This is a genomic window from Streptomyces sp. NBC_00075 (assembly GCF_045041225.1).
GTDB classification, from domain to species: Bacteria; Actinomycetota; Actinomycetes; order Streptomycetales; family Streptomycetaceae; genus Streptomyces; species Streptomyces adonidis.
In genome coordinates this window covers 7436110-7461666 of record NZ_CP108243.1, presented here as the reverse complement: position 1 = coordinate 7461666, position 25557 = coordinate 7436110, and the positions used below count along the sequence as shown (strand labels likewise).

The 25557-nt window shown below is 65.1% G+C and carries 27 protein-coding genes and 1 tRNA gene; 7 read left to right on the top strand and 21 right to left on the bottom strand.

Translation table 11 applies throughout. The features are described from left to right. The 3 genes from OG787_RS32695 to OG787_RS32685 all read right to left on the bottom strand — a co-directional run bounded on the left by OG787_RS32695 (position 1) and on the right by OG787_RS32685 (position 1077). Positions 1 to 240, bottom strand: a complete 240-nt coding sequence (locus OG787_RS32695; protein WP_405537587.1) for a hypothetical protein — start codon at positions 238 to 240, stop codon at positions 1 to 3. Positions 241 to 309: 69 nt separating this feature from the next. Continuing rightward, positions 310 to 594, bottom strand: coding sequence for a hypothetical protein (locus OG787_RS32690; RefSeq protein ID WP_405537586.1), 285 nt, complete (start codon positions 592 to 594; stop codon positions 310 to 312). A gap of 408 nt (positions 595 to 1002) precedes the next feature. Next, positions 1003 to 1077 (bottom strand) — tRNA-Ile (locus tag OG787_RS32685). Positions 1078 to 2079: 1002 nt separating this feature from the next. Here OG787_RS32685 and OG787_RS32680 point away from each other — a divergent pair. The 3 genes from OG787_RS32680 (at position 2080) to OG787_RS32670 (ending at position 6161) form a co-directional block, all read left to right on the top strand. Then, on the top strand, positions 2080 to 3678 hold the full coding sequence (locus OG787_RS32680; RefSeq protein ID WP_405537585.1) for an ATP-dependent nuclease: 1599 nt from the start codon (positions 2080 to 2082) through the stop codon (positions 3676 to 3678). After that, entirely contained in the window at positions 3665 to 4702 is a 1038-nt protein-coding gene (locus OG787_RS32675; RefSeq protein ID WP_405537584.1) for a UvrD-helicase domain-containing protein, read from the top strand. Before OG787_RS32680 ends, OG787_RS32675 begins: the two co-directional genes overlap by 14 nt. 79 nt (positions 4703 to 4781) lie before the next feature. Then, on the top strand, positions 4782 to 6161 hold the full coding sequence (locus tag OG787_RS32670; RefSeq protein WP_405537582.1) for a hypothetical protein: 1380 nt from the start codon (positions 4782 to 4784) through the stop codon (positions 6159 to 6161). Between the two features lie 148 nt (positions 6162 to 6309). Here OG787_RS32670 and OG787_RS32665 read toward each other — a convergent pair whose 3' ends face one another. From OG787_RS32665 to OG787_RS32600, 14 genes are all read right to left on the bottom strand, one after another. After that, positions 6310 to 7503, bottom strand: a complete 1194-nt coding sequence (locus tag OG787_RS32665; protein ID WP_405537580.1) for a DUF932 domain-containing protein — start codon at positions 7501 to 7503, stop codon at positions 6310 to 6312. A gap of 138 nt (positions 7504 to 7641) precedes the next feature. Further along, complete coding sequence (locus OG787_RS32660; protein ID WP_405537578.1) at positions 7642 to 7914, bottom strand: hypothetical protein; 273 nt, start codon at positions 7912 to 7914, stop codon at positions 7642 to 7644. Between the two features lie 493 nt (positions 7915 to 8407). Next, the gene (locus tag OG787_RS32655) at positions 8408 to 9019 is read right to left on the bottom strand and encodes a hypothetical protein (RefSeq protein WP_405537576.1); all 612 of its coding nucleotides are present in this window, start codon (positions 9017 to 9019) and stop codon (positions 8408 to 8410) included. Between the two features lie 142 nt (positions 9020 to 9161). Continuing rightward, entirely contained in the window at positions 9162 to 9641 is a 480-nt protein-coding gene (locus OG787_RS32650) for a hypothetical protein (protein WP_405537574.1), read from the bottom strand. Between the two features lie 265 nt (positions 9642 to 9906). After that, the gene (locus OG787_RS32645) at positions 9907 to 10419 is read right to left on the bottom strand and encodes a hypothetical protein (RefSeq protein WP_405537573.1); all 513 of its coding nucleotides are present in this window, start codon (positions 10417 to 10419) and stop codon (positions 9907 to 9909) included. Continuing rightward, positions 10407 to 10667 (bottom strand): hypothetical protein, encoded by a 261-nt coding sequence (locus tag OG787_RS32640; protein ID WP_405537571.1) that lies wholly within the window; start codon positions 10665 to 10667, stop codon positions 10407 to 10409. The genes OG787_RS32645 and OG787_RS32640 overlap by 13 nt, the downstream gene beginning before the upstream one ends. Before the next feature lie 135 nt (positions 10668 to 10802). Beyond that, positions 10803 to 10988, bottom strand: coding sequence for a hypothetical protein (locus OG787_RS32635; protein ID WP_405537569.1), 186 nt, complete (start codon positions 10986 to 10988; stop codon positions 10803 to 10805). Positions 10989 to 10990: 2 nt separating this feature from the next. After that, positions 10991 to 11569 (bottom strand): hypothetical protein, encoded by a 579-nt coding sequence (locus OG787_RS32630; RefSeq protein ID WP_405537567.1) that lies wholly within the window; start codon positions 11567 to 11569, stop codon positions 10991 to 10993. 743 nt (positions 11570 to 12312) lie between these two features. Further along, a complete protein-coding gene (locus tag OG787_RS32625; protein ID WP_235478842.1) occupies positions 12313 to 12708 on the bottom strand; it encodes a hypothetical protein in 396 nt (131 codons plus the stop codon). 120 nt (positions 12709 to 12828) lie between these two features. Further along, on the bottom strand, positions 12829 to 13209 hold the full coding sequence (locus tag OG787_RS32620; protein WP_235478841.1) for a hypothetical protein: 381 nt from the start codon (positions 13207 to 13209) through the stop codon (positions 12829 to 12831). 75 nt (positions 13210 to 13284) lie between these two features. Next, positions 13285 to 13659, bottom strand: coding sequence for a hypothetical protein (locus OG787_RS32615; RefSeq protein ID WP_405537566.1), 375 nt, complete (start codon positions 13657 to 13659; stop codon positions 13285 to 13287). Positions 13660 to 14617: 958 nt separating this feature from the next. Then, positions 14618 to 15436 (bottom strand): hypothetical protein, encoded by an 819-nt coding sequence (locus OG787_RS32610; protein ID WP_405537565.1) that lies wholly within the window; start codon positions 15434 to 15436, stop codon positions 14618 to 14620. 511 nt (positions 15437 to 15947) lie between these two features. After that, positions 15948 to 16826 carry a winged helix-turn-helix transcriptional regulator gene (locus OG787_RS32605; protein WP_405537564.1) on the bottom strand — a complete coding sequence of 293 codons (879 nt, stop codon included), beginning with the start codon at positions 16824 to 16826 and terminating at the stop codon, positions 15948 to 15950. A gap of 252 nt (positions 16827 to 17078) precedes the next feature. Next, on the bottom strand, positions 17079 to 17516 hold the full coding sequence (locus OG787_RS32600) for an ATP-binding protein (protein WP_405537563.1): 438 nt from the start codon (positions 17514 to 17516) through the stop codon (positions 17079 to 17081). A gap of 404 nt (positions 17517 to 17920) precedes the next feature. On the opposite strand from OG787_RS32600, the gene OG787_RS32595 reads away from it, so the two are divergent. From OG787_RS32595 to OG787_RS32580, 4 genes are all read left to right on the top strand, one after another. Beyond that, positions 17921 to 18790: a helix-turn-helix domain-containing protein gene (locus OG787_RS32595; protein ID WP_405537561.1), complete on the top strand. Its 870-nt coding sequence runs from the start codon at positions 17921 to 17923 to the stop codon at positions 18788 to 18790. Further along, a complete protein-coding gene (locus OG787_RS32590; RefSeq protein WP_405537559.1) occupies positions 18787 to 19017 on the top strand; it encodes a DUF397 domain-containing protein in 231 nt (76 codons plus the stop codon). The genes OG787_RS32595 and OG787_RS32590 overlap by 4 nt, the downstream gene beginning before the upstream one ends. Positions 19018 to 19077: 60 nt before the next feature. Beyond that, positions 19078 to 19902 (top strand): SAM-dependent methyltransferase, encoded by an 825-nt coding sequence (locus OG787_RS32585; protein ID WP_405537558.1) that lies wholly within the window; start codon positions 19078 to 19080, stop codon positions 19900 to 19902. A gap of 310 nt (positions 19903 to 20212) precedes the next feature. Further along, positions 20213 to 20902, top strand: coding sequence for a winged helix-turn-helix transcriptional regulator (locus OG787_RS32580; RefSeq protein ID WP_405537556.1), 690 nt, complete (start codon positions 20213 to 20215; stop codon positions 20900 to 20902). A 137-nt stretch (positions 20903 to 21039) separates the two neighbouring features. Here the strand turns inward: OG787_RS32580 and OG787_RS32575 are convergent, their stop codons facing one another. The 4 genes from OG787_RS32575 to OG787_RS32560 form a co-directional block, all read right to left on the bottom strand. Then, entirely contained in the window at positions 21040 to 24057 is a 3018-nt protein-coding gene (locus tag OG787_RS32575; protein ID WP_405537554.1) for a hypothetical protein, read from the bottom strand. A gap of 69 nt (positions 24058 to 24126) precedes the next feature. Beyond that, positions 24127 to 24579 carry a pilus assembly protein TadG-related protein gene (locus tag OG787_RS32570; protein ID WP_235478831.1) on the bottom strand — a complete coding sequence of 151 codons (453 nt, stop codon included), beginning with the start codon at positions 24577 to 24579 and terminating at the stop codon, positions 24127 to 24129. Next, positions 24576 to 25085, bottom strand: coding sequence for a TadE family protein (locus tag OG787_RS32565; protein ID WP_405537553.1), 510 nt, complete (start codon positions 25083 to 25085; stop codon positions 24576 to 24578). The genes OG787_RS32570 and OG787_RS32565 overlap by 4 nt, the downstream gene beginning before the upstream one ends. Next, the gene (locus tag OG787_RS32560; RefSeq protein WP_328285710.1) at positions 25082 to 25549 is read right to left on the bottom strand and encodes a TadE/TadG family type IV pilus assembly protein; all 468 of its coding nucleotides are present in this window, start codon (positions 25547 to 25549) and stop codon (positions 25082 to 25084) included. Before OG787_RS32560 ends, OG787_RS32565 begins: the two co-directional genes overlap by 4 nt. Positions 25550 to 25557 lie beyond the last annotated feature (8 nt).

Here is a 25557-nt window from a genome sequence, read left to right as displayed (position 1 = left end):
TCAGCGATCACCTGCCTGCGGCGGATCGTCCCGGAGCTTGAAGTCGTGGTACACGCCCATAATCTCCACGGAGACGCGGTCACCGAGGTGGGACAGGCGCAGCAGCGTGCGGCTGGTGTGGCTGTTCTGGAGACGTGCCGCGCGGCTCGGCCTATCAATCACTTCCGTCCCGTCCAGCGCTTCAAGCTCTTCGGCCAGTTCTTTGACTGTGGCTCGGGCTTGAGCCAAATCGATCTTCACTGTCCCTACCTCCAGGCTCCCCCGGCAGTCTCCCGCATTCGGGACGCCGGCGGAGCCCAGCACTGCAGGTCAGTTGCCACCCCGGTCGATGCCGGCCTCGACGTGGTCCGACAGTCGGTGGACGGCGTGCTTGGCTGCCTGGACCGCCTTCTTCAGGATAGCGACGGCGGACTCGGTCGCCTCGGTCCCCGCCCGGCGAAGATCCGGTTCTCCCAGCAGCGCCATCACCTCGCTCAGTGTCACGACCTTCGGCAGGGTGGGGGCCGCGACGTCCAGCAGCCAGCGGTAGACGCCCTCGCCGCCGTCATCCACTAACTCAACGGTAATGGTCATCTCCTCCAGCTTGCCGACCACGCCGGCAGCCTGAGCAGCTTGACCAGGAGGGACATGATGTTCCCCTTCCCCGGTTGCCTAAGCTCCCAGGCCATCCCGAGCGGTGAGATGCCGTTGACCCATCGATCACGGGGGGCAATCCGGTCGAACCGGGTATCTGAACGGTGCATCGGGGCGGGGGGCGTCGTCGGTGAGGAGGTCGCCGACTGCTGCAGCGATGCGCGCGCACGCGACGCGGGCCAGGCGGAGTTCGGCACCATGGACGCGGTCACGGGCCTGCGTCATGGCCAGCGCGAGGTTCTGGAGTCGAAGCGGTACGCGGGAGCGGTCATAGGAGTGAGTTCTCCTTCCGGTGGTCGGGGTCGAATAGGCCGGAACATGTGGGAAGTTGAGGCCCATACGGACCTCCTCGGGTGACTTGGTCGAGAGTGGTTGCGGCGGGACTCGAACCCGCGACCTCAACGACTTATAAGATCGGCGCTCTACCAGCTGAGCTACGCAACCAGGTAGATGGGCCACGCTCCGTAGAACAGGGTTCGGAGTGCGACCCTGGGAGCGGCCGGAACCGGACATGCGAGTTCGGGCCGCTGGTCTCAGGGGTGCGCTTGTTCCGCGGCGCTGGACCCGCGGGGCGACGGGGGAAGAAAAGGTGGGCAGCGGGTCCGCGTGGGTGGCGCCCGAACGTGGTACACCTCACCCAATTACGTCGCCCGGATCCGGCCGATTCCCGATCATGCAGAGGTTCCCGCCGAGTCCCGTTTGGACCAGTCCTCGAACTCTCAACTGGCCCACGCGAAGGCCATTCCACGACCATCGTGGTCGAGTTCGATCTCGGGCTTTTCGGCTCTGGTCTGCTTCGCGGAGGCTCCGAGGCCAGGTCTCATGCCGCCGAGGCACTCTGCAAGGCTTGCTGGCGTTCGCAGAATTCGGTCAGCGTCAGCGCGCAGGATCGCCACGTCGCCCAGTTCAGCTCGTAGCTGTTGCTCTTGGCGTTCGGCTTCCGCGTACCGCTCGGGGAAGACCTCCAGTACGTGTGCCCAGCGCCGGTGACCGCCACGGATGCACAGCGAGCCGCAGTTGTTGTGCCCGAAGCCGAGCTCTGGCGTAGCCACTGCTCACGACTGCTCTTCGCCTACGTGTCGGCTTGGTAGCGAGCCGCACGGAAGTCGATCAGAGCCGCGCCCCAGGCGCCGTCGGTCCCGATGACGCCTCCGCCAAGCGCCCCGACCAGCCCTGCAAGTGCTGCGTCCATGAGGGGAATTGTGGCTGCTGGGCCGAACTTCGATCGTGTCGGGGTGTGGGCCGACCCCCGTCGACTTGTCGAACTAAAGTTCTAAAATAGCCGGTTTGGCCGTTTCTGGCCATGCTGGACGGTGCGGCTGCTATTCTCCTGAATCCCGGCTGCATCGGTAGGTATGTATGACAACTGCCGCCACTGCTATGCGCTTTGGGCTCGCCAAAACGTCGGGTGATCATGAAGTGGAACATGTGTAACCCGGGGGAAGTGTGCTCACCAAGATCGTCATCAAGAATTATCGGACGTTTCGAGACTTCACTCTCGAATTTGACCCGCAGATGAACATCTTGGTTGGCGACAACGACCGGGGGAAGTCCACACTCCTCGAAGCGATCGGCCTGGCCCTGACGGGTCGGATCCGGGGCCGACTCCTGGCGCAGGAGCTGTCGCCGTACCTGTTCAACAAGGCAGTCGTCGACGAGTACATCGAGGCCTTGCGTGACGGCCTTGAGGCCAAGCCGCCCGAGATCATCATCGACCTGTTCCTCGATGGGAAGGCAGCGCCTGCCACCTTGAAGGGGACGAACAACCTCCTCAAGAGCGACGAATCCGGTGTCCGTATCCGGGCCACGCTGAACCCGGACTACGAGGCGGAATACCGGGAGTTCATCAAGGACCCGTTGCAGGTCCGTCTGGTGCCGACGGAGTACTACAAGGTCGACTGGCTCGACTTCGGGGGCAACGGCATCACCTTCCACCGGATCCCGGCCACGGCATCCCTGATCGACGCCACCAACATCCACCTCCAGAGCGGCGTCGACTACTACCTCAACGGCATCATCAGCTCGCACCTGGAGGCCGGCGAGCGCGTCGAGCTGGCCCGCGCGTACCGCAGCTTGCGGGAGAACTTTGCCGACGATGACTCCATCGTCAAGATCAATCGGAAGTTGCGCGGTGCTCCGCGGGAGGTCAGCGATCGAGAGCTGACCTTGGCCATCGACGTCTCCCAGAAGTCCAACTGGGAGAGCAACATCGTGCCCCACCTCGACGATCTGCCGTTCCAGTTCGTCGGCAAGGGCGAGCAGAGCACCTTGAAGATCCTCTTGGCGCTGAACAAGCAGGTGGAGGACGCGCACATCGTCCTGGTCGAGGAGCCCGAGAACCACCTGTCGTTCCCGAACCTGGGCAAGCTGATCCGCAAGATCAGCACCAAGTGCGAGGACAAGCAGGTCTTCATCACCACCCACAGCTCGTACGTGCTTAACAAGCTGGGTCTGGAGAACCTCGTCCTGCTGTCCGCCCAGCAAGGCTTCCGCCTGAGCAGCCTGCCGGCCGACACCCAGGACTACTTCCGCAAGCTGTCCGGCTACGACACGCTGCGCGTCGTCCTGGCCCGCCGCTCGATTCTTGTTGAGGGCCCCTCCGACGAGCTGGTCATCCAGCGCGCCTACAGTGATGTGCACGGCTGCTTGCCGGTCGAAGACGGTGTCGACGTGATCAACATCCGCGGGCTGTCTTTCAAGCGGTTCCTCGACATCGCGTCGCTGCTGGAGCAGAACCAGGTCTCGGTCGTCACCGACAACGACGGCAAGGATGTCGCGGATGTGAAGGCACGGTACGCGAGCTTCGGCGGCTTCCTCAACATCTCGGTGCATGTGGGCGAGGACGCGAACTTCCCGACGCTGGAACCGCAGCTGCTCAAGGCGAACGGCCGGGACAAGCTCAACAGCATCTTCGGAACGACCTTCGCCACGGATGATGATCTGCTCGCGTACATGAAGGCGCGCAAGACCACCGTCGCGCTGGCCATCTTCGAGGCCGAGGAGGCCGTGACCATGCCGGGGTACATCGCCGATGCCGTCGCATAACAACCTGGCCGTCCTGGCCGCGGCCGGCTCCCGCAAGACCCAGCACATCGTGGATTGTGTTCTCAGCGACCCGAGCCAACGTGTGCTCGTAACCACCTACACCACCGAGAACATGAACCAGCTGGTTGATCGGCTGAGCGCCGGCACGGGGCTGTTGCCGAAGCACGTCACGGTCATGACCTGGTTCACGTTCCTGCTGAACCAGTGCGCTCGCCCGTACCAGAGCGCCGTGCTCGACGACGTGGGAGTGATGCGCGGACTGAACTTCGTAGGGGAGCGCAACAAGTTCATCCCCAAGACGAACGTCAAGAAGTACTACCTCGACACCAACGGCGACATGTTCCGTGACGCTGTAGCCGCTTTCGCCTACGAGGCCGATCAGCGGAGCGGCGGCAAGGTCGTAGGCCGGCTGACCGAGATCTACGACCAGATCTACATCGACGAGGTCCAGGACCTCGCCGGCTACGACCTCGAAATCCTCGACCTGTTGCTGAAATCGTCTGCCGCGATCACGGTCGTCGGGGACCCGAGACAAGCCACCTTCGCTACGAACAACTCGACCAAGAACAAGCGGTACAAGGGCAGCGGCATCGCGGACTGGCTGGACGAGCGCAAGGACATCTGCGAGATCGAGCACCGGCTTGAAAGCTATCGATGCAACCAGGCGATCTGCGACTTTGCTGACGGCCTCTTCCCGGACCTGCCGCGAACGATCTCCAAAAACACCGAGATCACAGGCCACGACGGTGTCTCTGCGATCACGCCGGCCGAGGTGGAGGGGTACGTCGAGCAGTACGAGCCGGTCGTGCTGAGGTGGGACAAGCGGACCAGGACTCAGGGACTCGATGCCATGAACTTCGGCCAGTCGAAGGGGTGCACCTTCGACCGGGTACTGATCTTCCCGACTCAGCCGATCACCAAGTACTACCGGAACCGGGAGTCCGAGCTGGCTGATGGCGGTCGCTTCAAGCTGTACGTCGCGGTGACGCGAGCCCGGTACAGCGTGACCTTCGTGATCCCGTAGAGCCCGCTTACATGGGTTATTTCCTCCGAAGCCTGGAAAAACCGGAGCAGGATAGCCAGCTGATCGTCACACTGGCCGGATGAGCCTGTTCGACGCCGACTACTACGACCCCGACGACATGCTGGCGCACCCGCGGCACCAGGAGATGCAGCCCGTCCTGGCCGCGCTCATCCAGCAGCTGCGGGACTGTACGACGGAGGAGGCTGGCGTTGCCTTCCAGCGGGACCTGATCACCAGGCTGCTGGAGGTGGAGAAGGCCCGCAGGGAGCTCAAGCGTGCCGCGGACCGGGTGCGTAAGGGGAAGCCGCCCCAGCCGGAGGCCCCCGAGCCGCAGTCAGGTCGCGACTTTGGTGACGTGGCGACCTGGCGGTTCGAGCATGATGTGTACGAGCGGCTGGCTCGCCAACTGCGTTCCGTGGGCGACGGGTTGGCCTGGCGGGCCTTCGGCTTCCACCGCCCGTTCATCCTCGCCTTGTGCCGCAACGAGTCACCCGGACCGATGTACGGCAAAGCAGGACTGCAGGCAGAACTCGATCGCGTCGAGAGAGTCTTCAAGGAGAGCGGCTGCTTCGCCCTCCTGCATGACCTGACGAACTGCCTGCGCATCGGCGACATCACGGTGTGGGACCGCGTTCGTCCTCCTCAAACCGAAGAGATCAAGACCAATCCGAAGAACCGCAAGAGCGCCCAGATCCGGCGGATCAACCAGGCCAGGGCCTCGGTGCTGGAGGGCGGTCCGCTGCCGGGTGAGAACACTGCAGAGCTCCTCCACGACCTGAACCTGCCACTGCGCACGCACCTGGACATGTTGCGCTCGGCCTTTGAGCGAGCCGCGGCCGAGGGCGTCTACGCCACCGCCGTACCCGGCAGCCGGGCCCTGTACGTCATTGACCAATTCGGATGTGCCCAGCAGGGTCTTCCCTCCACGCGGTTCAACGAGCGACTTCAGCAGACCATGGGTGCCGCGCTGGAGCGCGCTGGTATCGCGGCGGGCCGCGAGGTTCACAACATCCACTTCACCAGCATGGACAGCACAGCTCGTGATCCGCTGCGGGTACCGTGGGCGAACTATCCCTTGCATCCTGTGGCCTGCGCTCGGCTGATCGGCGACTACGCTGCGATGGTCGTGGAAACCTCTGGGCCTGCGCTGGCCGGTCTTCTCCAGGTGGCCGGCCTGGATGCCCACTGGGTCCTCCCGTCGGGGAAGGCAAGCCTGAAGCCAGGCCAGGTCGTCATGGAGATCCACCAGCAGGAACAGTTGCGAGCCGTGCCACTGCCGGGGGGCCTGACGATGACCCCGGGCTGGACTCTGCAAATGGGCCGCTCCGAACTGGACCGCTACATGATCGAACTCGTCCAGCCAGGCTCATGGATCGCAGGCATCAAACATGTGCTCGCCGCACGGCAGGCTGGGAGGCCCTGGCCGCACTACCGCAACGAGCACGAGATCTGGGTCTAGCAGCGGAGCGCAAGGCGGGCCAAACCCGTGGGCCGGGATCGATCCGGCACCCAGCGGCCGTTTAACTGGCCTTCTCTGCAGTTGAGTTACCGGCCCTGGCAGAGCCGCCCGCCCGGTTACACGCCCTGGACGGGCACTGCGGTCTAGGTCACCGCGCCAGGAGCAGCAGCTTTCGGTGGGCCTTGGACTTCAGGTCGTCGTTCGTTCCCTCCAGCGACCGCTGGGCGCGCGCCAGGTCCTCGCCGAGGTTGCGGGGCACGACGCCCATCCGGTGGTCCAGGTAGTCGGTGATGGTGCGCTCTGCGGCGTACGCGGTGCGTCCCAGCCTCCGGGCCTCGTCGTGGAACATGCCCTCCAGCTCGTCGTGCCGTTGCTGGGCGAAGGACCTGGCCCGGTCCTTGGCGTCCTCGTCGACCGTCCACAGGCCGTCGATCAGCTTGTGGAAGTCGTCGATCAGCAGGTCGGTGCGGACGAGCGTGTTCTCCTCGGCCTCGAAGGCCTTCGCGTAGTCGAGCGTCAGGCCGAGCGTGCGGCGGGCCTCTTCCAGGGCTGTCAGGCCGCCCTTCGTGTGCCGGATGCCCCAGCGGTGTACGGCGTCCCGGGTCGCGAAACGCTCAGTGTTGCCGCACGCGATCCGCCACGGCGTGACGACGGACTCGGCCGAGGACGTCCCGTCGTGCGAGTTGATCGCGGCGAGGTAGAGGACGATCTCGTCGTCCAGGCCGCCGCGGTCGATCACGAGCGAGTGGGGGATGCGCATGGTCACGAAGACCTTCCGGCCCTCGCGCAGGGCGCCGGCCGATTCCCAGACCACGTCGTAGCGCTGCGCCAGGTCCTGAAGGAACTCGAAGACACGCCGATTCTGGAAGACCTCGTATCTATCGCCCACAGTGCCGAGGGCGGCGCCTCCGTCGGTGCGGACGGTGACGTAGCGGTCGACGGCGTCGCGGATGCCGTCGTCCCACTCGTACAGCACAGGCCGCTTGCTGACCTCCCAGTCGATCCGAGCCAGCTTCAGCACCTCGTCGATGTCCGTGATCCCGCCGGGGATCACGGCGCCCAGACCGTGCCAGGCCGGGGTGGTCGTATAGAGGGCGGCCCCACCGGTGGAGGTGTCCAGCCCATGCTGAGCGAGGATCTGCTCGATCCGCCCCTCGGTGTTGCGCTGCACGGAGAAGGTCTCACCCGCGTCCCAGCCGGTGAGGACGCGGTAGCGGTCGTCGCCGATCGGTGCGATCTCGCCCCGGTCGATGCGCTCCTGGAACGCGCGCGCCTCCTCGCGCACGGCCTCGATCTGGTCTTCCTTCTCCTGCGTGAACGCGGCGTTGACGTCAGTCGTCATGGTTGGACTCCTTCGTGATCTGCTTGTGGATGTGGTTTCCGAGGGCCTCCTGAGCGCCGCTCGTCAGACGGATATGGCAAGGGCACGGCACGTGACATCCCACGGGTAGACCAGAAACTGAGATATCCGCAGGCACCGTCAACGCCTCCCGTCTGCCGGGCCGTTGTACTCCTTGGCCGGGGCCGGTGGCAGATCGGTGGGCACTGTGCGGACCTGGTCGGGGAAGGTGGCGGTGCACGCACGTCCGGTCAGCCGGAAGTCCTGGCCGCGGTTGGGTTCGTGGAGCACCCAGGGGCGGGGATCGTGGGTGCTCCGGGGCGCGTGGCGCACAGGAGTGTTCGAAACGGTTTCTCGGATCATCGCGCCGAGCTGTTGTGCCTCCCGGAGCAGCGCGGTCGCGCTTTTGGCCATGCGTGGTGGCCTCCTCTCCACAGACTCGCAAGGGCCAGGGCAGGCCCGTAGGGCCGCAGACCCGCACGCCCGGCTCCGTCCGATCTGGGGAAAGTACGGGGCAGGCGTGCGGGCGTGGGGCGCTACGGGACAAACGGTCGGCCCCCCTTTCCTGAGCGCGCCCAGCACCCGGGGAAGGGAGGCCGGGATCCCCCGCACGACCAGGGCGGGAAACCGGCGGCGGGGAATGCAGACCAAGCCGCCGCCGGGTCTTGGCCAAGGCCGCCGTTACCGCGAAGGCCCACCGTGCGAGTGGCGGGTCGACGGGGCCTTGCGTTCGGGGTCGCTTGAATACGGTGACGGAAGTCGCCCGAATACCGACCTTGGGCAAAATTGGTCCGCCCTGCTTTCCGACGCCATCGGGACCGGATTCGGAGCAGAGGTCCGCACCGGTCGCAGGACCCTGACAGATCTGGCTCAGGGTTCCGGATCGGAGCACCGGTCGCGGAGGTCGTCACGCGGCGCGGCGAGAGCTGCGGGTTCCGGTACCTGCGATGCGTTCGGTGTGGGCGACCCAGGTGACTGCCTGGACCGTGCTGGGCAGCTCATCCAGTCGCAGGGCGGCTTCGCGGAAGCAGTGGCCGAGCAGGGCGTAGCGTCCGGCGCTGGACAGGCCGCGGTCGCGGTTCCCGTACGTCTCGCCGACGGCGATGTCGTGCGCGTGGCGGTCGATCACAACGGCGTCCGGGTCGTCCGGGTTGGCGATGAGACGGAAGAACTGCCCGGTCTTCCGTTCCATGGGGAGTACGTCAGCCGGGTCTGCTCCGGCCATGATCTGGGCGGCCTTGTGTAGGGCGTCGGTGAAGTGCCCGGATTTGAGGCCGGTTTCACATGCCTGGCGGGCTAAGCGAAGGTTCTCCGGCCAGGACTTGTTCGCCGACAGGGCGGCGATGACGCCGGCACCCGCTCGCGGGTTCCCGTCGGTCATCATCGCGGCGAGTTCGTGGGCGGTGCGGTACCAGGTACGCCCGCATTGCTGCTGCTCCGAAGTGGCGGAATGCCATGCGGTGATGATGTTGCGGACGAACTGCTCGCGTGTCTCGGGAGACACGTTTATGGGGATCACGGCTTCCTCCCTCCGGGAGTTGGGCGGGCATGGCTGGGCCGGTCCCAAGGCGTCCGGCGCTGATCGCCGGTGCTTGGCCCGGGCGCTGGGGTTGCACAGGTGCGGTGCGCCGTACGCTCGCGTGGCAGCCGGCGTCGCTCGCTCAGCAGTCGCCTTCGCGGTAGGGGCACTTGGATGTGTGGGCCGGGTCCCGGTCAAATTCATCGGGGTAGCTCCCGGGCAGAATCCCGTTGTCCCGGAGGGGAGCTGGCCCGTTGGCCAGGAAGGCCCCAAGGTCCGCCAGACTGCGGATCTCGGCGAGCGGCACCGTGGCCTCGCAGAGCGGGCACGGGCTGAGCAGGAAGAACGGCTCGTCGTCGTAGAGCGGATCGCGGTAGGAGAAGGTGTAGACCCGCTCCGGGTCTTCCGGATCGCTCGCGTGCAGAGTGAGCGGAGTCAGAGGCAGCGCCAGGTAGTCCCAGTTGTGGTTCGGCTGCACCTGGGCGGGATCGACGCCCAGCAGCGCGGCCAGGCGAACGACGGTCCGGGCGATGTCAGCGACGCGGTGCTCAGAGATCACCGGATGGGTGGAGTATTGCCGGAGCAGCTCATAGGCGGATGCGGCACGGTCAGCGATGCTCATGGCGGAACACCTCCGGGTAGTTGGCAGAATCGGTGAGGGGTGGGCGACGTATGACCGCCACACGCTTTGGTTGGCGGCCGAAAGGGCGGTGTGCTGACACGGAATCGCCGACCATCGCGGGCTGCACTGGCACCGCGCACGGGTCCTGTTGCCCGGGCACGTGCAGTGAGCGGGGTGCGGAGTGTCGTCGCCGAGTTAGTCCTGACGGCTACTCGCGGCGGAGCTGGACGGAGGTTCGGCGCCGGTGACCCGTGGTCGCGAACGCTCAAGCCGCCATGGCCAGGCTGCTGACCAGGTCTATGGCTTCCTCGCCGAAGTCGGCTCGGGTTTCGTCGTACGAGCCGTACTGCTCCGGGTCGATGTCCTCGCCGTCCTCGGCGCGGAAACCGGCGATAGCCGCTTCGTACCGTGCGATCAGGTCCCGGGCCTGCGCGATGGTCCTGTTCATCGCGGCCGACTGACCTTCCGGTCGCAGGTCGTTCCAGTGGTACCCGGCGTCGGCGGGCGGGAGCCCCACGTGCGACTCGGACGCGATCACGTGAGCGTCAAGGGTTTCGTTCTCGCGCATGTGCCAGGTCAGGGCCTGGATCCAGGCCGCTTCCACGGTGTGGTCGCGCACCACGTATGTGTACGGTTCCTCCCCGTCGAACCTCTCGGGTCCGGCCACGGTGACGGTGAAGTCCCGGGGCTCCTCGGACCACTCCTCCTGCGGCAGCTCGTACAGCGGCGCGTCAAAGCGCTCGGGCGTCAACGGGGCGAACGGGCTCACGGTGAGCACGCAGCCTCAGTGGATGGCAGGAGCTTGACGTCCTCCACATCACGCTCATTCACCGAGAGCGAGCCTCTGCTCGCATCGATCGGCAGGTCGTCGAGCCACAAGTCTTCGTTCTCGGCGAGATAGTCCGTCAGGGCCTCCGGGTCGTCGGCTACTTCGGCGGGGATTTCCACGGTGACCGGGAAGTCGTAGGTCACCTCTTCGGTCACTGTCATCTCGACCCTGACCTCGGTCATCTCCTCTGTACTCACAATCTCGTCCTCTCCTTCAGATCACGAGATGGGCCAGGAGCGCCGCCCGGCATGGCGGCACCCCCGGCCTGGCCCCGCACCCCCTCCGGGGTGGGGGGAGTTGAGGGGGTGCGGGAGTCTGTGTCGGGCAGCGCGTCACGCGCACTGTTCCGGGGCAAGCGGAAGGCGGGGGTCGTACGTCTCGCAGGTCGTGAACGGCGGCTCGATCGTTCGGGAAGCACCGTCCATCCACCCGCCGCCGTACCGCCCCCCGGTAGGGGTGACTCCGGCCCGGGTGCGGTAGCTCACGACGTGGCGGGTGATTTCGATCGTGTAGCTCATGGTCACGCCGCCTGTTCCACGCCGGACGCGGGACCGACGTCGTACGACGTGGCCCAGCCCTGACGGACGCTGTAGCTCTCGCTGTACTCCATCCGCACCGGCGCGAAGTCCACGTGAACGGGTTCCTCCGGCCGGTCGAGGCGCGAGCTCCAGCCGCGCCCGTTCCGACCCTCTCCGCCCACGGGGTAGCCGTCGGCGCGTGGCCAGTCCCAGCTTCCGGGCGCCTGGGTGGGCGCGAAGGCGGGCTCTCGCGGAGTGTCCTGCGGGAAGGTGTCGGGGGCTTTGTCCAGGGCGTACAGCAGCCCCTGATGGCTGCTGGTAGTAGGCGAGTAGCGCACCTGCGGCATGACGACCGAGTCGTCGTCCAGCACCCATGCGATGGGGGTGCTGTAGCTGTAGACCTGATAGACGATGCGTCCGGCCTCCGCGTCCGACCTGTACCGGTCGGCCCACTGCTCCGGAAGGCGCCCTACGCAGTAGCTGCGCTCGTCGGTGGCTCGGAAGGCACCGTAAGTGTCGAACGGCTCGCGTGCAGCCAGTGCCCTCCGCACCGACCACGATTGGGTCGCAAATTTAGGCATGGTCCTGTCCTCTCCAAGACCGGGACGGTGAGGGCCGCCAAGACGCCGGGCACCGTGTCCGAGACACGGAAGAAGCGGGGTGGCATCCCCGCCAGCGGTACTTGGGGCGCTCATCCAAGGGATGAGCGGCCAGAGGCGGTGCCTCTGGCCTAGCCCGCACCCCCTCCGGGTGGGGGGGAATTGAGGGGGTGCGGGGGTCCGTGTGGGCAGCGCGTCGAACGCGCCGCGTCAGGGTCCGGTGCAAGACGGTTCACCCTGCGGAAGGGGTTCGCCCGCTGCTGCGGGGACCGGTCGCCTGTGAGCCATGCTCACGTTTCGATGACCGTGAAGGAATCCGCAGGCGGGAGCACGGATCATGTCCCCCGGGGTACTGAGCAGCGTGCAGAGGTGGTTCGCCACTCGCTCACTCGGCAGAGGCTTCCGCGATGCCCAGCCGAACCGTAGAGAATGCAATCCGGGGCAGGTCCCGCAGCGCTTGGCTTCCAGTACACCGTGAATCGGGCGGCGCGAAACTCTCATCCGCCGTCCGCACTGGCCTACGGCGCGAGCGGGGCCAGTTGGCCCCGGTGAACTTGCCCGCCGCCGCGTGCCCTCGACGTGGATCACGCTGTGCCCACCATGGAGCGGGGGCGGGGAGCAGAGCGATGGGCTTCAGTGGATGCCGAACAGCCCGGGGGCCACGTTCAGCAGCACAAGACAGCTGAGGGCGAGCCAACCGATCAGGTGCCACGCGCGATCGCGGCTCATGCCCCGGCATCCTCGGCGACCGGTTCGCGTACGATCGCGTCCCACGCGCTCTGCCCCTCCGGGCGGTGGGGGTGGAAGGGCGCGTCCTTGTCCGGGCCGACCCGGAAGAATTCACGGCACTCGTGGATCTCCAGATCGATGATCCACTGGAAGATGGCCGTGTACAGATCGTCGGCGATCACGTACTCAGCTGCGTCGATGATCGCCTCGGGCACGAGGAGGATCTTCTCCGGGTAGCCCCTGAGTGCCTGGTCGCGGTCGGAGTTGACGGTCTCGACGAGTGCCTGAACGATCACGAGCGGCGCTCCGTCAGCCATCACGTCTGCCCGGAACTCCCACCCTGGGCGGAAACTGACCTGGTTGATCAGGTCGGCAACTTGCTGGGCTTCCATGGCCTTTCTCCTCGGTCCCTGGGTTACGCATCCGCAACCGGTCCGACCGGCACGGATGTGCTCTCGTCTGTAAGAGCAAGGGGGCGCACCCCGATGGAGCGCGCCCGATACTCCGGCAGATCAGTGACCGCCGAACCCCAACGCCGACGTGATCGATTCGGCCCATTGGTAGTGCTCGAAGAATGCGAGGGGGACCAGGGCGAACACCCCCGCCATCAGGTAGTCGTCAGCCTTGGTCCACGCATGCCGTACCGTATTGCGGATGTTCTGGCGCCACGTGATGTCCACCGCGATCTCGCAGCCGAACAGGACCGGGTGGTACTGTCCCGGCACACGCCCCAACTTCCCGCTGGCGCGCGTGACGTGCACGTGGTGACTGCCGTCCGGCCGCTCGACGATGTGCTCAAAGCGCCACGCCCGTCCCGCCGTTGGGCCGGACTGCATGTGCAGCGTCGCGCCGGGGGTGATCTCCTGGCCGGTGGTGCATGAGACAAGTTTCATGATCGCCTCCCCAGATCGGTTCTGGTCCTGCCCGCGAACAACGGCCGGTGCAGCAACCGTTGATCACGGGCAGGCTCAGAGCCTGATCTCTTCGGAGGCGGACAGGTCGTAGATCGCGATCTGATTCCGCAGACGGCCGAGGGACTCCGCCTTGGACCGGTCGTCGATGATCTCGACCGGGTCCAGGTACAACCACTGGCCGTCCACCCATCCCCCAACGGCGTTCGCGGTGGGGTATAGGGTGCGCAGCCGTTCAACGACCGATGCGAAGTCCGCAAACGGTACGTCGACCGGGACAGACCGTCGTTCGTCAGTCGCGGACACGGCAAACCCGGTTGCCGCCGGGGTTATAGTTCCGTCCGCGTTGAGCCGGACCGTGAAGCCGCCGCACAGAAGCGCAGCGTCATACAGGTTGATTAAGTCGCTGGTAACCAGCGTGGTGTCACTCATGATCAGCTCCCCACCTGACCAGAAATAGGGACACTTGATCGAGTTGCGCAGCGACCGCCACCCTTTCGCCGTGGCGAGTCACGGTTCCTCGATCATGCGACTACAGCAGGCAGGTGACAGCCCGGGCAGGAGCCGGGCTGTCACCCATACCACGCAGTAATTCACTTCGACCCGAACACCAATGCGAGCAGCATTCCGCCGAGATAAGCGAAGAACGGCAAGCTCCTGCCAACGAAATAGCCGATCTTGGTTCGTGTACGCGTAGCGCCATCAAACACAATCACGCTTTCCTCCGTCCATGAAAGCGCAATACGCTCTCACTCAAATACGACTCCCCGGACGGCCCAATTACCGCTCAAGCGAGAATTTCCGCAAGATTCTTTACCGTCCGGAAAATCAGAGGCGAACGGATGCGCCACCTGTAGGCTGCGGCGCCCGTATCGCATGCCACTTAAATACAGATCCCCAAACCCCCAATTACCGATCAAGGGGATTGATCGTCGAAGATCTTTTTGGGCATGCGAAGGCGCACCCAATTGCGCCCAGACACACGCATTGACTGCCCGGCCGGCCGAGAACCATTAACGTCTACCGATTCCCGTCCAGCAATTGACAGGAAACGGCAGACTGGCATTCACGCGTTCGACTGCTGCCGTTACGCGCTCTCACCTATATACGGGGCGTCGGACCGTCCAAATACCGATCATTGAAAATGATTTCAAGAATCTTCCGGCGCGCAAAGATACGACCGAACAGCTGAGTCTGCCGCGCGTCCGGCATTCAAGGAATCACGCGAGTGTTGCGGCGATCGGTTGCTGTCACAGGTCGTTCCCACCCATGCCCGGGACCGCCAAACGCCATCGAATCCCGCCCATGGTGCAGACGCATACATCGCCGCTTGGGACAACGCGAAGGGTCCCTGGGATTCAACCTCAGGGACCCTTACAGCTGCCCGTTATCAGGCCGTGTGCGGCGGCTCGGTGCTGCGGTAGACCAGTTCGTCGCGCACAGAGTCAAGGGACGCGGTCAACGCTCGCCATTCCTTGACCGCAGCGTCACGCGTGCGCTGTACTTTGGATGACGAGTGACGCGGTCCGCCGTACAGATCTTGCGCGGTCTGTCCGAGCACACTGGTACGACCGAGATCATCCGCTTGCTTCGCGATGTCCAGGATCGTGCTCAAAACCGGGAACTCACGTCCGTCACCCCACGCAGACCGGAAGATCGTTTCGCTCTGCCCCGACAGATACGGCGTTACTGCCAGGGTGGACAGTTTGTCCGCGTGCGGGATTCCGCGCGTGATCTGTGCGCCCGGAGTGACATCTATTGGCTCCGGTTTGACGTCCAGTCGGTACCCGTTGCGCGCGGCAGCATCTCGCACCGCCCAATAATGGAGCTTTCCACGGGTCACGATGATCGTTTCCCCGTCCCTGCGAATGTACTGCCATGCGCACACTTTACGGGTTTCCACCCAAACCGCCGAAGCCTCGCAGGTTGCGATGACTTCGCGCAGCCGCTTCGTGAAGATCAAAACGGCATCCTGAGTGACATCGTCGCTCACGTCATCCGTTCCGTACAGTGCGGACCCGCTACGCACCACGGTCGCGCTTCCGTCCATCCGCTTACGGGACCGAGTGGAATCGACCGTGCGGCAGTATCCGCGCGCGATCCTTTGCAGTTCCGTAAAGTCCTCCGACGTCACCCGTTTCATGTCCTCTGCCGTGACGTCTCCCACAGGCTTATTCGCCTGTATCCCATTTGCGGGAAGATCGCTCACGATCCTCTCCGATCATTCGTGACGCGTACCCTCTGTACCGCGTCCCTTCCCTTCCATTCTCGCGCTTTCTCGCTTCAATTCAAGAGCCACCACTAACCTTTCCCTATTCTTTACAGGAATCCAGAACCAGCAGATAGGTCAACATCACCAAAAGGGGTAACCCATAAAGGCGAATGGCAGCACGGTCGGCAATTCAATTCAGGGCAAGTGAAGGAGGAGGGAGTCAGAATCGAACCAAGCATTTTAAAGACACCAGAGCAGGATCAATCCAAAAACCAAAAATAAAACACCATCATTCACATGTCACCCACCCCAACCCCGCCCCGTCTGTTGATGCGCCTACCGGCACCACAGTTGCGCACAGCCTTGGAAGTGGCCGTGGCGGCAGTCACCTGCACCAAGGAGGGCCACGGAGGCTGCCGACCTAGCAGGCAGACGCATTGGAAGATGAATTAGCATCGAAATTGGAACCCTTATTGGCAGACCACTGTTCATTTCCCGCGAGGTGCCATTAGCCTGCGAATTTTCCAGGTGCAGAGAGGTCGATAAATCCGCGGCGCTTGCGGGTGGTCGCAGTGAGGTGTTCCTCGTGGCCGGTTGCCCAGGTACCGATGGGTGAAAGGGCTCCGAGGAGAGAGTAGCCACGCGCTGTCAGGGTGCATTGTGCAGTTGAAGCGAACTGGCCGGCTCGCGGTTGATGGTTGACAAGTCCAGCATCGATCAGTCGATGCAGGGTATCCCAGAGGACCTTTGCCGACAGGGTACGTTTTCCCATAATGTCGCGGTTCTTATCGACTCTGGCGTTGATCGCGGCAGCTACTCCGGTGGGGTGCTGAGGTCCATGACTGAGTTGATAGATTACTGAGAAGCTCCACCGCAAACGCAGGATTGTCAACGCGACTCCAATACTCCGCCAGGAGCTCTGTTCCGGTGTCAGCGAAGGTGGTCCTGCGACTCCAGAGTTTGCAAGGCTTGGGTTTCTCTGTAAAGGTTCTTCATGCTCCCGCACAGTGATGGTGAGTTGATCGCGGTAGTCACTGGCCCACTCCGCCATGCGATGCATAGAGATCAGCAGTTCCCGGCTCATGGAGGTCAACTCCCGTTGAGTGGCGCTTCCGGGTCTGCCTGCTATGTTCTTACAGGCGATGAGCCCTTGCGACTCCATCCGGCGCAGTGTTTCGAAGAGTGTTTTCTCGTGGAGGGTTCGCATCCTCGCCAAGTCCACGTAGCTCGCGTTTTCCTTGTTGATCCGTGCGATCAGTTGTGCAGGGTGGAGCGGTTCGCTGCTGAGCACGGTCAGGACAGGGTACGTCCAGCGATTTCGGAATAGGTCGAGGGCCATATCAATCCCTCGTAGCCGTCGTGAGTCCTCGTCCATCAGCTGGCTCACGATCCGCCTTCCCGAAATTGATGTCTCATTCAGAACAAGTCGATGGGAGCAGAGACCGACTCCGGCATCAGATCGGGCTGGAGCGGGAAGGGGTGTCACGACCCGGCAAGCTCGATCTGATCGCTGATCAACAGGCCTTCGTCAGCCGAGGGCAGGACCACCCGGGGCACACGGCGCAGCGCGCGCAGGCATTACGCGCAGCCAAGTGACCCTGTTCGGTGGGATGTTGGGCATGTCGACCCCAAGGCTCTTTCACTCTTGTCCCTCGGCCACCGGAAGCGTCGCCCAGACGACTCGGCCCACCCCCCAGCGTTCGGTCATGCTCTTGACAAGTATCAGTCCGCGGCCCCCCTCGTCACGGAGGCCGGCCTTCTGGAAGTTGGGGGCGGAGTGACCGCTGCCGTCGTCGAGGACCTGGATCAGCAGTTGGTCTGACGTCGCTCCCAGGCTGCACGTGACGGTCTTGCTGCTCGTGTGGATCACGGCGTTGGTGAACAACTCACTCACGACGAGGACAGCCGTGTCGCAGCCGTCGGAACCGATACCCCAGCTTCTGAGGTGTGCCAGGGTGAGGTGACGGGCCTCTCCGACGGCCTGGCCGTCAGCGGGGAGGTCGAAGACAACTCGGTGTGCGGTGCCCTCAAGTACAGGAGGTGGGGCTCCCGTTGTAGTGGCGTCGGACAAGGCCACGACTGATTCCTAACGTGGGGCGGATGCCTCGCGAGACCGTGCGCTGCGAGGACCGTGACGGTCTCGCGGTCCCGGGGAAGTCAATGAGGGCCACCAGCCTGCGAGTTCGGGCTTGTGACGCGATCCCCCGCCATGAGTCTTGCGGGCAGGGGGACATGGTGCATCTGAGGCGCACGGTGCACAGCATCCAGGGCGGGCCACCCGCGGCGCGGTGCACCGCTTACGCGCGGTCGGCACCTGCCGTTGGACACGGGTGAACTTGGTCACCTCGTCACTATGCTCGCCTCGCAAGTAACTTGGCAACCCATCAGTCTGCACAGTGCACATCTCATGTGTGCACCCTGTCCCGTGCCGTGTGTGGCGTGGCACACTGCTGACGACCGGGCGTCAAGGAGGCATACGGCGTGAGCGCACCGCGTTCTGCCCCGACCGTTCTGCAGATGGTCCTGGGCAGACGGCTACAGGAGTTGCGGCGGACCGCGGGCCTTTCCGCACAGGACGTCGGCGGGAGACTGCACGTTGCCCACACGACGGTCATCAGGATGGAACAGGCCAGAGTCACCCTGAAGTGGGCAACGGTCAAGGCGATGCTGGAGCTTTACGAGGTCGGCCAAGCCGAGATGGAGGAGTTCCTCACCCTCACGGTGAAAGCCAACGAGCACGGCTGGTGGCAGAGTTACCGTGATGCCCTGCCGAGCTGGTTTGCCGTCCACGTCAGTCTGGAGACCTCGGCCACCCAAATCCGGGGCTACGAACCCCACGTCGTTCCGGGCCTCCTCCAGACCGAGGGCTACGCCCGCGATGTTCTGCGGCTGAACCGTCCCCGCCCGACGCCGGACGAACTGAAACGGCGCGTAGCGCTTCGCATGGAGCGCCAGGCACTGCTCACCCGTCAGGATCCGCCTCCGCCTCAGCTGTGGATCATCATGGACGAGACCGTGTTGCGGCGTCCGGCCGGCGAGCCTGAGGTCATGAAGGCCCAAGTCGATCATCTGATCGAGGTGATGGACCTTCCGCACGTGACACTTCAGGTGCTGGCGTTCGCGGCCGGGCTGCACCCAGGCGCGTTCGGGCCTTTCACTCTATTCCGTCTCCCGATGCCGGATTTCCCGGACATCGTCGGCACGGACAACCTCAGCAGCGCCCGTTACAGCGAGGAGCGGGAGGAAGTTGCCCTGCACCGTGAGGTGTTCGACCGGATGAGTACCCAAGCAATGTCCAAGGGACGTACCAGGGGATTCCTCTCGGACGTCCGCAAGGAGCTAGAACGATGAAGCACGCCATGAACGCCGCAAGGGATTTGGGGACTGAAGGGTGGCACAAGCCGTGGAGCGGCAGTAACAACGGCAACTGTGTCGAAGCAAAAAAACTTGACGGTGGACACGTGGCGATCAGGCAGTCGACAGACCCGGAGGGCCCGGCTCTCATCTGGACCCCCTCTGCGATTTCCGCCTTCGTTGGGGCGGCCAAGGCCGGAATGGCGGACTTCCTTGTCGCTTGAGACAGCAGCCCGCAAGAACATTGTCCAGCCACAAATAACCGAAACCTTAGAATCACGCCGATGCAGCATCGGAGGATCGAAGTGACAGATTCAGGAATCAGTGCGGACGCTATCGATACAAGCAAACCCCACTCGGCCCGCATGTACGACTACTACCTCGGCGGCAAAGACAACTATCCCGTCGACTGGGAAGCCGCAGAAAAGGTAAAATCCCACTTCCCTGCCATCGAAGAGGGCGCACGAGTCAACCGCGACTTCATGCACCGGGCCTCCCGATTACTGGCCGAACGAGGAATCCATCAATTCCTCGATATCGGTACCGGAATACCGACCGAGCCGAACCTGCATCAGGTCGTCCAAGCCATCGCGCCCAGCACCCGTGTGGTCTACGCAGATAATGACCCGATCGTCCTCAGGCATGCCGAGGCACTTCTCCACAGCACGCCAGAGGGACGTACTGCCTATATTCACGCCGACGTGAAGGAGCCAGGAAGGATCCTCACAGCAGCAAAGGAGATTCTGGACTTCGAACAGCCGATCGCTCTCTCGTTGGTTGCCCTCCTGCATTTCGTGACCGACGAGGACGATCCCTACCGAATCGTAGGTGAGCTGCTAAAGCCACTGGCGCCTGGGAGCTATTTGGCGCTCTCCCACACGACAGGAGATTTTGATCCCGAGACCTGGGAACGCGTTGTCGAGGTCTACCGTAAGGGAGGAACTCCCGCGCAAGTACGGTCGCGCAGTGAATTTGCGAGGTTCTTTGAGGGCCTTGAGCTTGTCGACCCTGGCATAGAGCTCGCCACCCTCTGGCACCCGGGGCCAGGGGAACAGCACAGCGAGGGTGAGCAGATCCCGTTGTATGTGGGGGTTGCCCGCAAACGGTGATGCCTGGGCTGGCGTTGCGGACTTGAGCGTCGTGTCTGCTTCAAACGAAAGGTACCCGTTCACGGCCAACACCTCTGCACTGCAGCTCCGCGCACTGACCTTGAAGTTACGTCGGTGCCTTGGTGTATGCCAGAGGCAGCAACTGTTATCCCCCGGCCCACCGCCGTGCCTACTACCCATCAACCGGCCAGCGGCACCACCGCTCCGCCGACCGGGAACCAGGCCCGGGGCCTTCCTTCGCACAAGAGGAGCTTTTCGTGACAGGGTCTCGGCACCCGCCATCGCCGGGCACGTCTACCGCTAGTGCCCGATGCACAGGCTGATCGTCTGTGTGGCAGGTGTCGCCTTCCAAGACTCCTATGCGGTGTTCTGTCTCATCCCCGCGGGCGGCGCCCTCGCCTCCTGCCTTCGAAACGAGATGAAGAGGCACAGTGACGACCGGTTCGGCAAGATCGCGTTACGGCTATCCCAGAGGGAGGATTTCGTGCCCGATCGCATAGGCCGCTGGCGGAGACGCGGCTCAGACGGCGATCAAGGACGGCAGCGTGACGGAAGCAGCGAGTATCTTCAGCGAAACCCGGAGAAATTCCCGATGGCAGATAGCGATCGATTTCTGCAGGGAATTCACGACGTCCGGCATCTGATAAGTGGCGAATGGACGTGGGACGTCCTCGTGACTCTTCATGGCGGACCCCTGCACTACACGATTCTTCTCGATGCCATTCAGTCGAAGCAGAACGGCAGTGGCTGGCCCGGTAAAAAGCACAACTACCTTCGCGACGGCACGTTGAACCGGACCCTTCGACGCCTGGAACAGGGCGACCTCGTCAAACATAACCGGGAAACCGAATTCCCCTACCGTTCAGCGTACGAGTTGACTCCTCCGGCAAAAGAGTTACTCACCGCGATGGTGCCAGTTGTCGTATGGGCGGAGTCGAACGCAGACCTCGTGGAACACGCTCGGCAGCGGCGACGCGCTGAGAAATCAGGGGGCGACTGAGCACAGTGGCGGGGTTGTTCGGCATCGAGCGCTGCCTTGCTGATTCGCGCTGTGGGATTCTGCACCGACCGCTGCGACATCGCGAGCAGCCTCCCCGCATCGCAGGTGCGAGGAGGCGGCTCAGGTCGTCGGAATCGTCAGCCGGCTGTTCTGCCGCCCGTAATGCGTTTGGCCGACCGGGAACGCTGGAGGAAGTCGCACAGGTCCACGGTTTCCTGGCTCGGCGCGTCATCGATTTCGGCGAGCGTTGTGGTGAGCAGGGTGAGGGTGCGGGGAATCGCTTCTTGCTGGCCGAGGTGAGCCTGGAACCGCGCGATGTCGCGGTAGATGGCTTCGTTGTAGCGATCCAGGGTGCGAGCCCTTTCCAGGAGGGCCAGTGCCTGCTCGGGCTCGTCGTCGCGCAGGATGCGAACCAGAGCGCTGACAGCGTCCAGCACATCGCGTCTGAGAGCTTCGCGGGGAGCTTCGATCCATTCCGCGGACAGATCGCCGGCAAGGTCGCCACCGTAGAGCTCGACAACGTGTTCCAGGGCAGTGCGGTGGTAGTGCTCGCTGGTGTAGTGGCGGCTGTTCTCCAGAGCGTCCTGCAGGTGCCACAGGTCAACCGTGACCTGGTCGCGGTCCAGGCCGTAGTGACCGTCGGCATGGACGGTGACGTCGCTGAGCACGTCGTGGGTCGCGGTGCGCAGTGCCCGCCGTAGCTGGCTCAGCGTCGCGTGGAAGCTGTTGTAGGGGCGGTCTCGCGGCGCATCCGGCCATATGGCGGTGGTCAGGGCCTCACGGCGGGTTCCGTCGCGGTGGAGCGCAAGGTAGGCGAGGACTTCACGCTGCTTGGGGGCGAGAGCGGGGCTCAGATCGGCGTGTTCGCCACCGCCGGGTTGATGATGCGTCAGCCGTACGCGGCCGAGGACGGCCAGCTGCAGCGGCCGTGGGGCCGAGGGAGCTCGCTCGGTCGGGCGGCCTTCGGCGGTCAGCCGCGTGTAAAGGCCGGATCCGTCGTCAGTCTTCCGAAATGTGTGTTCACGGTCTGGTACGTGGACAGCCGGGGATCTTACGTTTGCTGGTGTTGGATCGCCATCACGTGTTGTCGCGGATGCTTCTTCCCGTTGCGCATTCTCAGGGCCAACTGGGTGCCCGCGGTCGTCCGAGGGCGGCGGTTGCTGGGCCCCGGGGCGAGAAGCAGGTCCGTAGGCGAGGCCACGGCGGGGCCTCGCAGGCGCAGGCCAGGGAGTGTGCGCTTCGGTATCGAGGTCGTGCCGGTCGGATGCAAGTGGTGGCATGGGCGGGGCGGCCGGAGGCCGCTGGGCTTTGGGGTGTTGCGCTGGTTGCGCATCGTGGAGGAGATCGAGCAGTGCTTGGGCGTCGTTGGTGGGCAGAGTGAATAACCGGGCGCCTGTGAGTAGGTCGGCGACGGAGGAGCTGGTTGCGGCGACGGTGCCGTCGGGCCGGATGCGGGCGGTGCCTCCGGGGCGCCATTGTCCGTAGAGAACGCCAGCCAGCCCGAGTGTGGATCCGTTGTCGAGGACGGCTTGCAGACGGCGGTCGGCGTGCGGAGCCGGGGTAGCGACGAGCACGAGGTCTCCGACGGGCGGGCCGGCCTCGTCTGGGACGGTGCCGGGGCCAGCGTCCGTGGGCGTGCGGGCGAGGAGTTCGGCCTCCATCGTGTCCAGCGCCGCGTCGAGGTCGTCGACAACGCGTAGTCGGGCAAGGTGGCTGGGGTGTTCACCGAGAAGCGTGCGAGCGTCGGAGGCTGGGATGAGGATCTCGACAGCGCTGGTAGTGGAGCAACGGGGTTCGGCGAGCAGGGCAACGAGCAGGGCGCGGATGGCGTCGAGGGCTCCTGGGCCGATGAGGCCGAGTCCGCGGGCTCGGGCAATGTTCCACGCGACTGCCTGACCGTCGTTGACTCCGATGACCCGTTCGTTCGTAGGTAGGGGCGCGGCCGGCACAACGTTCTCGTCGGTCGGTTGCGGGGTCCGGGGAAGGGCTTGGCGGGGATGTGCGGGCCGGTCGGCGTCGGCAGGTGCGTCGTCGGGGTCGTCGGTGCGGGTTGAGTCGTCGTGGGCGAGGCGCAGGGCGCGTACGACGGGGGCGATGGTCAGGTCGTCGCGTTCGCCGCTGCCGGGACGGTAGCGCACCCGGTGGCGGCGTCGGACAGTGAGCAGGACGGCGGTGATCAGCGCGGCGAGGCCGATGCCGACGAACGCTCCCGTGGGCAGGCTGATGCCGGGCTGTCGGGGGGACTCATGAGAAGGCAGGGGCGGCGATGAGTCGTTGGGGGGAGAGTGCGGTGCCGAAGGTGTGGCGCCGGGTGGCTCTGTGCTGGTGGGCGGCGAGGTGTCCGGTGATTCTGTGGGGTTCGGTGTGGTGGGGGCACTGGTGTGCGGTGGGTGGGGAGATTCCGGTGCCGGGGTGGCAGACTCTCGGTGTCCGGGATCGCGGGTGCCGGGGGCGCGCGGATGGTCGGGCAGGCGCAGTATCCAGCCGGGGCGGATCAGGTTCGGGGTGGTCAGGGTACGTCCGTCAGGCTGGGGGCGGCCGCGGTTGAGTGCGTAGATCTGGGGCCAGCGGTTCCCGTCGCCGAGGGCTCGGTCGGCGATGCGCCACAGGCTGTCGTAGATGCCGGCGTGGGGCGACTCGACTTCGACAGTCCCGGTGGCGTGGCTGCGGCCTTGCGTCTGTGCGGTGACGGGCCGGGCGATGGCAACCAGCCTGGTCTGTAGGAGCGTTGAGCTGCTCTCCGTGATGACGGTGCTCGTCGCGGCAGAGGCTGGAGCGGCGGCTGCGGGGGTGGTGGGCCGCTGGGGGAGCATAGCCATGATGATGGTTCCGACGAGCACGGTGGCCAGGGCGTTCAGCGGGCCAGCGTGCGATATGGCGGGGCGGGGAAGGTACCGGATCTCGTCGGCGGTTGCGCGGGCGACGTCGAAGACGAATGCGCTCCAGACCGGCCAGAGGATGCATGCCAGGGTGCGGAGAAGGAAGTTTGTGCTCATCGGGGCGAGCAGGGCCCCTTCGAACTCGGGCCAGGTGGGGACGTGGTGCGGGAGCGGCCAGCCGATGTAGCAGGCCAGGCCCCAGGGAATCCCGACGGCGAGAGCGGTGAGTACCCCGGTGGCGAGCAGACCGCGCAGCAGGTGGGCGCTGCGCCACACCAGGTCGGCGCCGCGTCGGGCTGGCCCGGGGCGGAGAGGGTGTCGGCGTGCGGGCATGGCCGGGCCTCGTCAGGGTTCGGGGGTGGTGATACCGCGGGCTGGGTGGGCGGAGCCGGTGCCGGTCACAGTGAGGGAGTCAAGGCCGAGCAGGCCGAGGAGTTGGGTGTTCTGGTGGGCGGTGACGGTCACCGTGACCGTGTCCCCGGCGACGGTGACCGTTCCCGTGTCGCCGGTGGTAGCGAGGTACGTCTGGGCCAGGGTGCGGGCCTGGCCAGGGACGAGGCGCACGGTGCTGGAGTCGCGGTACGCGGCCAGGTCCAGTGCCTGGGCGCCGGAGCGGGCGGCTTCCTGGGCTTCGCCCATAGCTCGGACCTTGGCAGCCAGGGCGAGGCCGCCGTCCAGGACGAGGCCGGCGAACATCACGATCGCGAGCGCGAGGATGACGACGAACGGGGTTACCTGGCCGTTCTCGTCATGGGCAAGGCCTCGCAGGCGGGGCGACAGACCGTACGGCGTTCTCACGATGTGCCGCCTCCTGCGGTCGTGGTGGTCGAGCGGTAGACGTCGACCGGTGATGCGAACTCGGCAGTGAGCGTGGTGGTGCCCGGTACCTGGAGCAGAGCCAAGTCGTGCAAGCCGACGGTGCACGAGACAGTGACGGTGGCGGTGGACCCGGCTTGAAGGGTTCCTCGGGTGGTGACGGACAGGCTCTGGCACGTGACGCCAGCGTCACTCAGGGCGGAGGCCGCGGTCGAGCGGGCGTCGGCCGCGGCGGCTGACCGGGTGCGGTCCAGAGTGGCGGCGCGGGCGGCCTGGTGGGCGGCGTCCTCGATCTGCAGCCGGGTGTCGGACAACCTCCCGCAGTAGACCAGGAACCACAGCATCAGCAGCAGGACGGGGATGGTCAGTACCAGTTCGACCGTCACCGATCCGCGCGCGTCATGCTGCAGTCGGGCGCCTCGGCCGTCGGCGTGCTGCCACCGTCGCTCGACCGCGCCTGGATCAGCGGTGCGCGGAGGGCGTCTCACGGCGCCCCCTGGGCAGGCGGGCGGAACTGTTCGACGGGGCCGGACGCATGAGTGCGCACCGGCAGGTGCAGGAACGGAACGACACTGGTGGCGATTCCGGTGACCTGGACCTCGGCACGGTCGGTTGTCCGGGTAACGGTGACGTCCGTGCCCTGCAGCGGTCCGTGGCCGAGCTGGTCGAGGACCCGCCGGGCCTCGACCTGGCCGTCGGCGGCGGTGCCGTCCTGAACGCGGGTGACGGCCAGGGCGTGGGCGGAGGTGGCCTGGGCGATGTGGACGGCGTGCCACCAGACAGTGGCCTGCGCGAGCAGCAGCACCATGGTGAGCAGTGCCGGCATGATGATCACCATCTCGGTGGTGACCGCTCCCCGCTCGTCCCGCAGGAGTCCCGTGCGACGGCAAGTTCCGGCGCAGGCTGCTCGACAGCCACGCTGTTGCTGTCCGGGTTCAGTGAACAACTTCATGTCAGCAC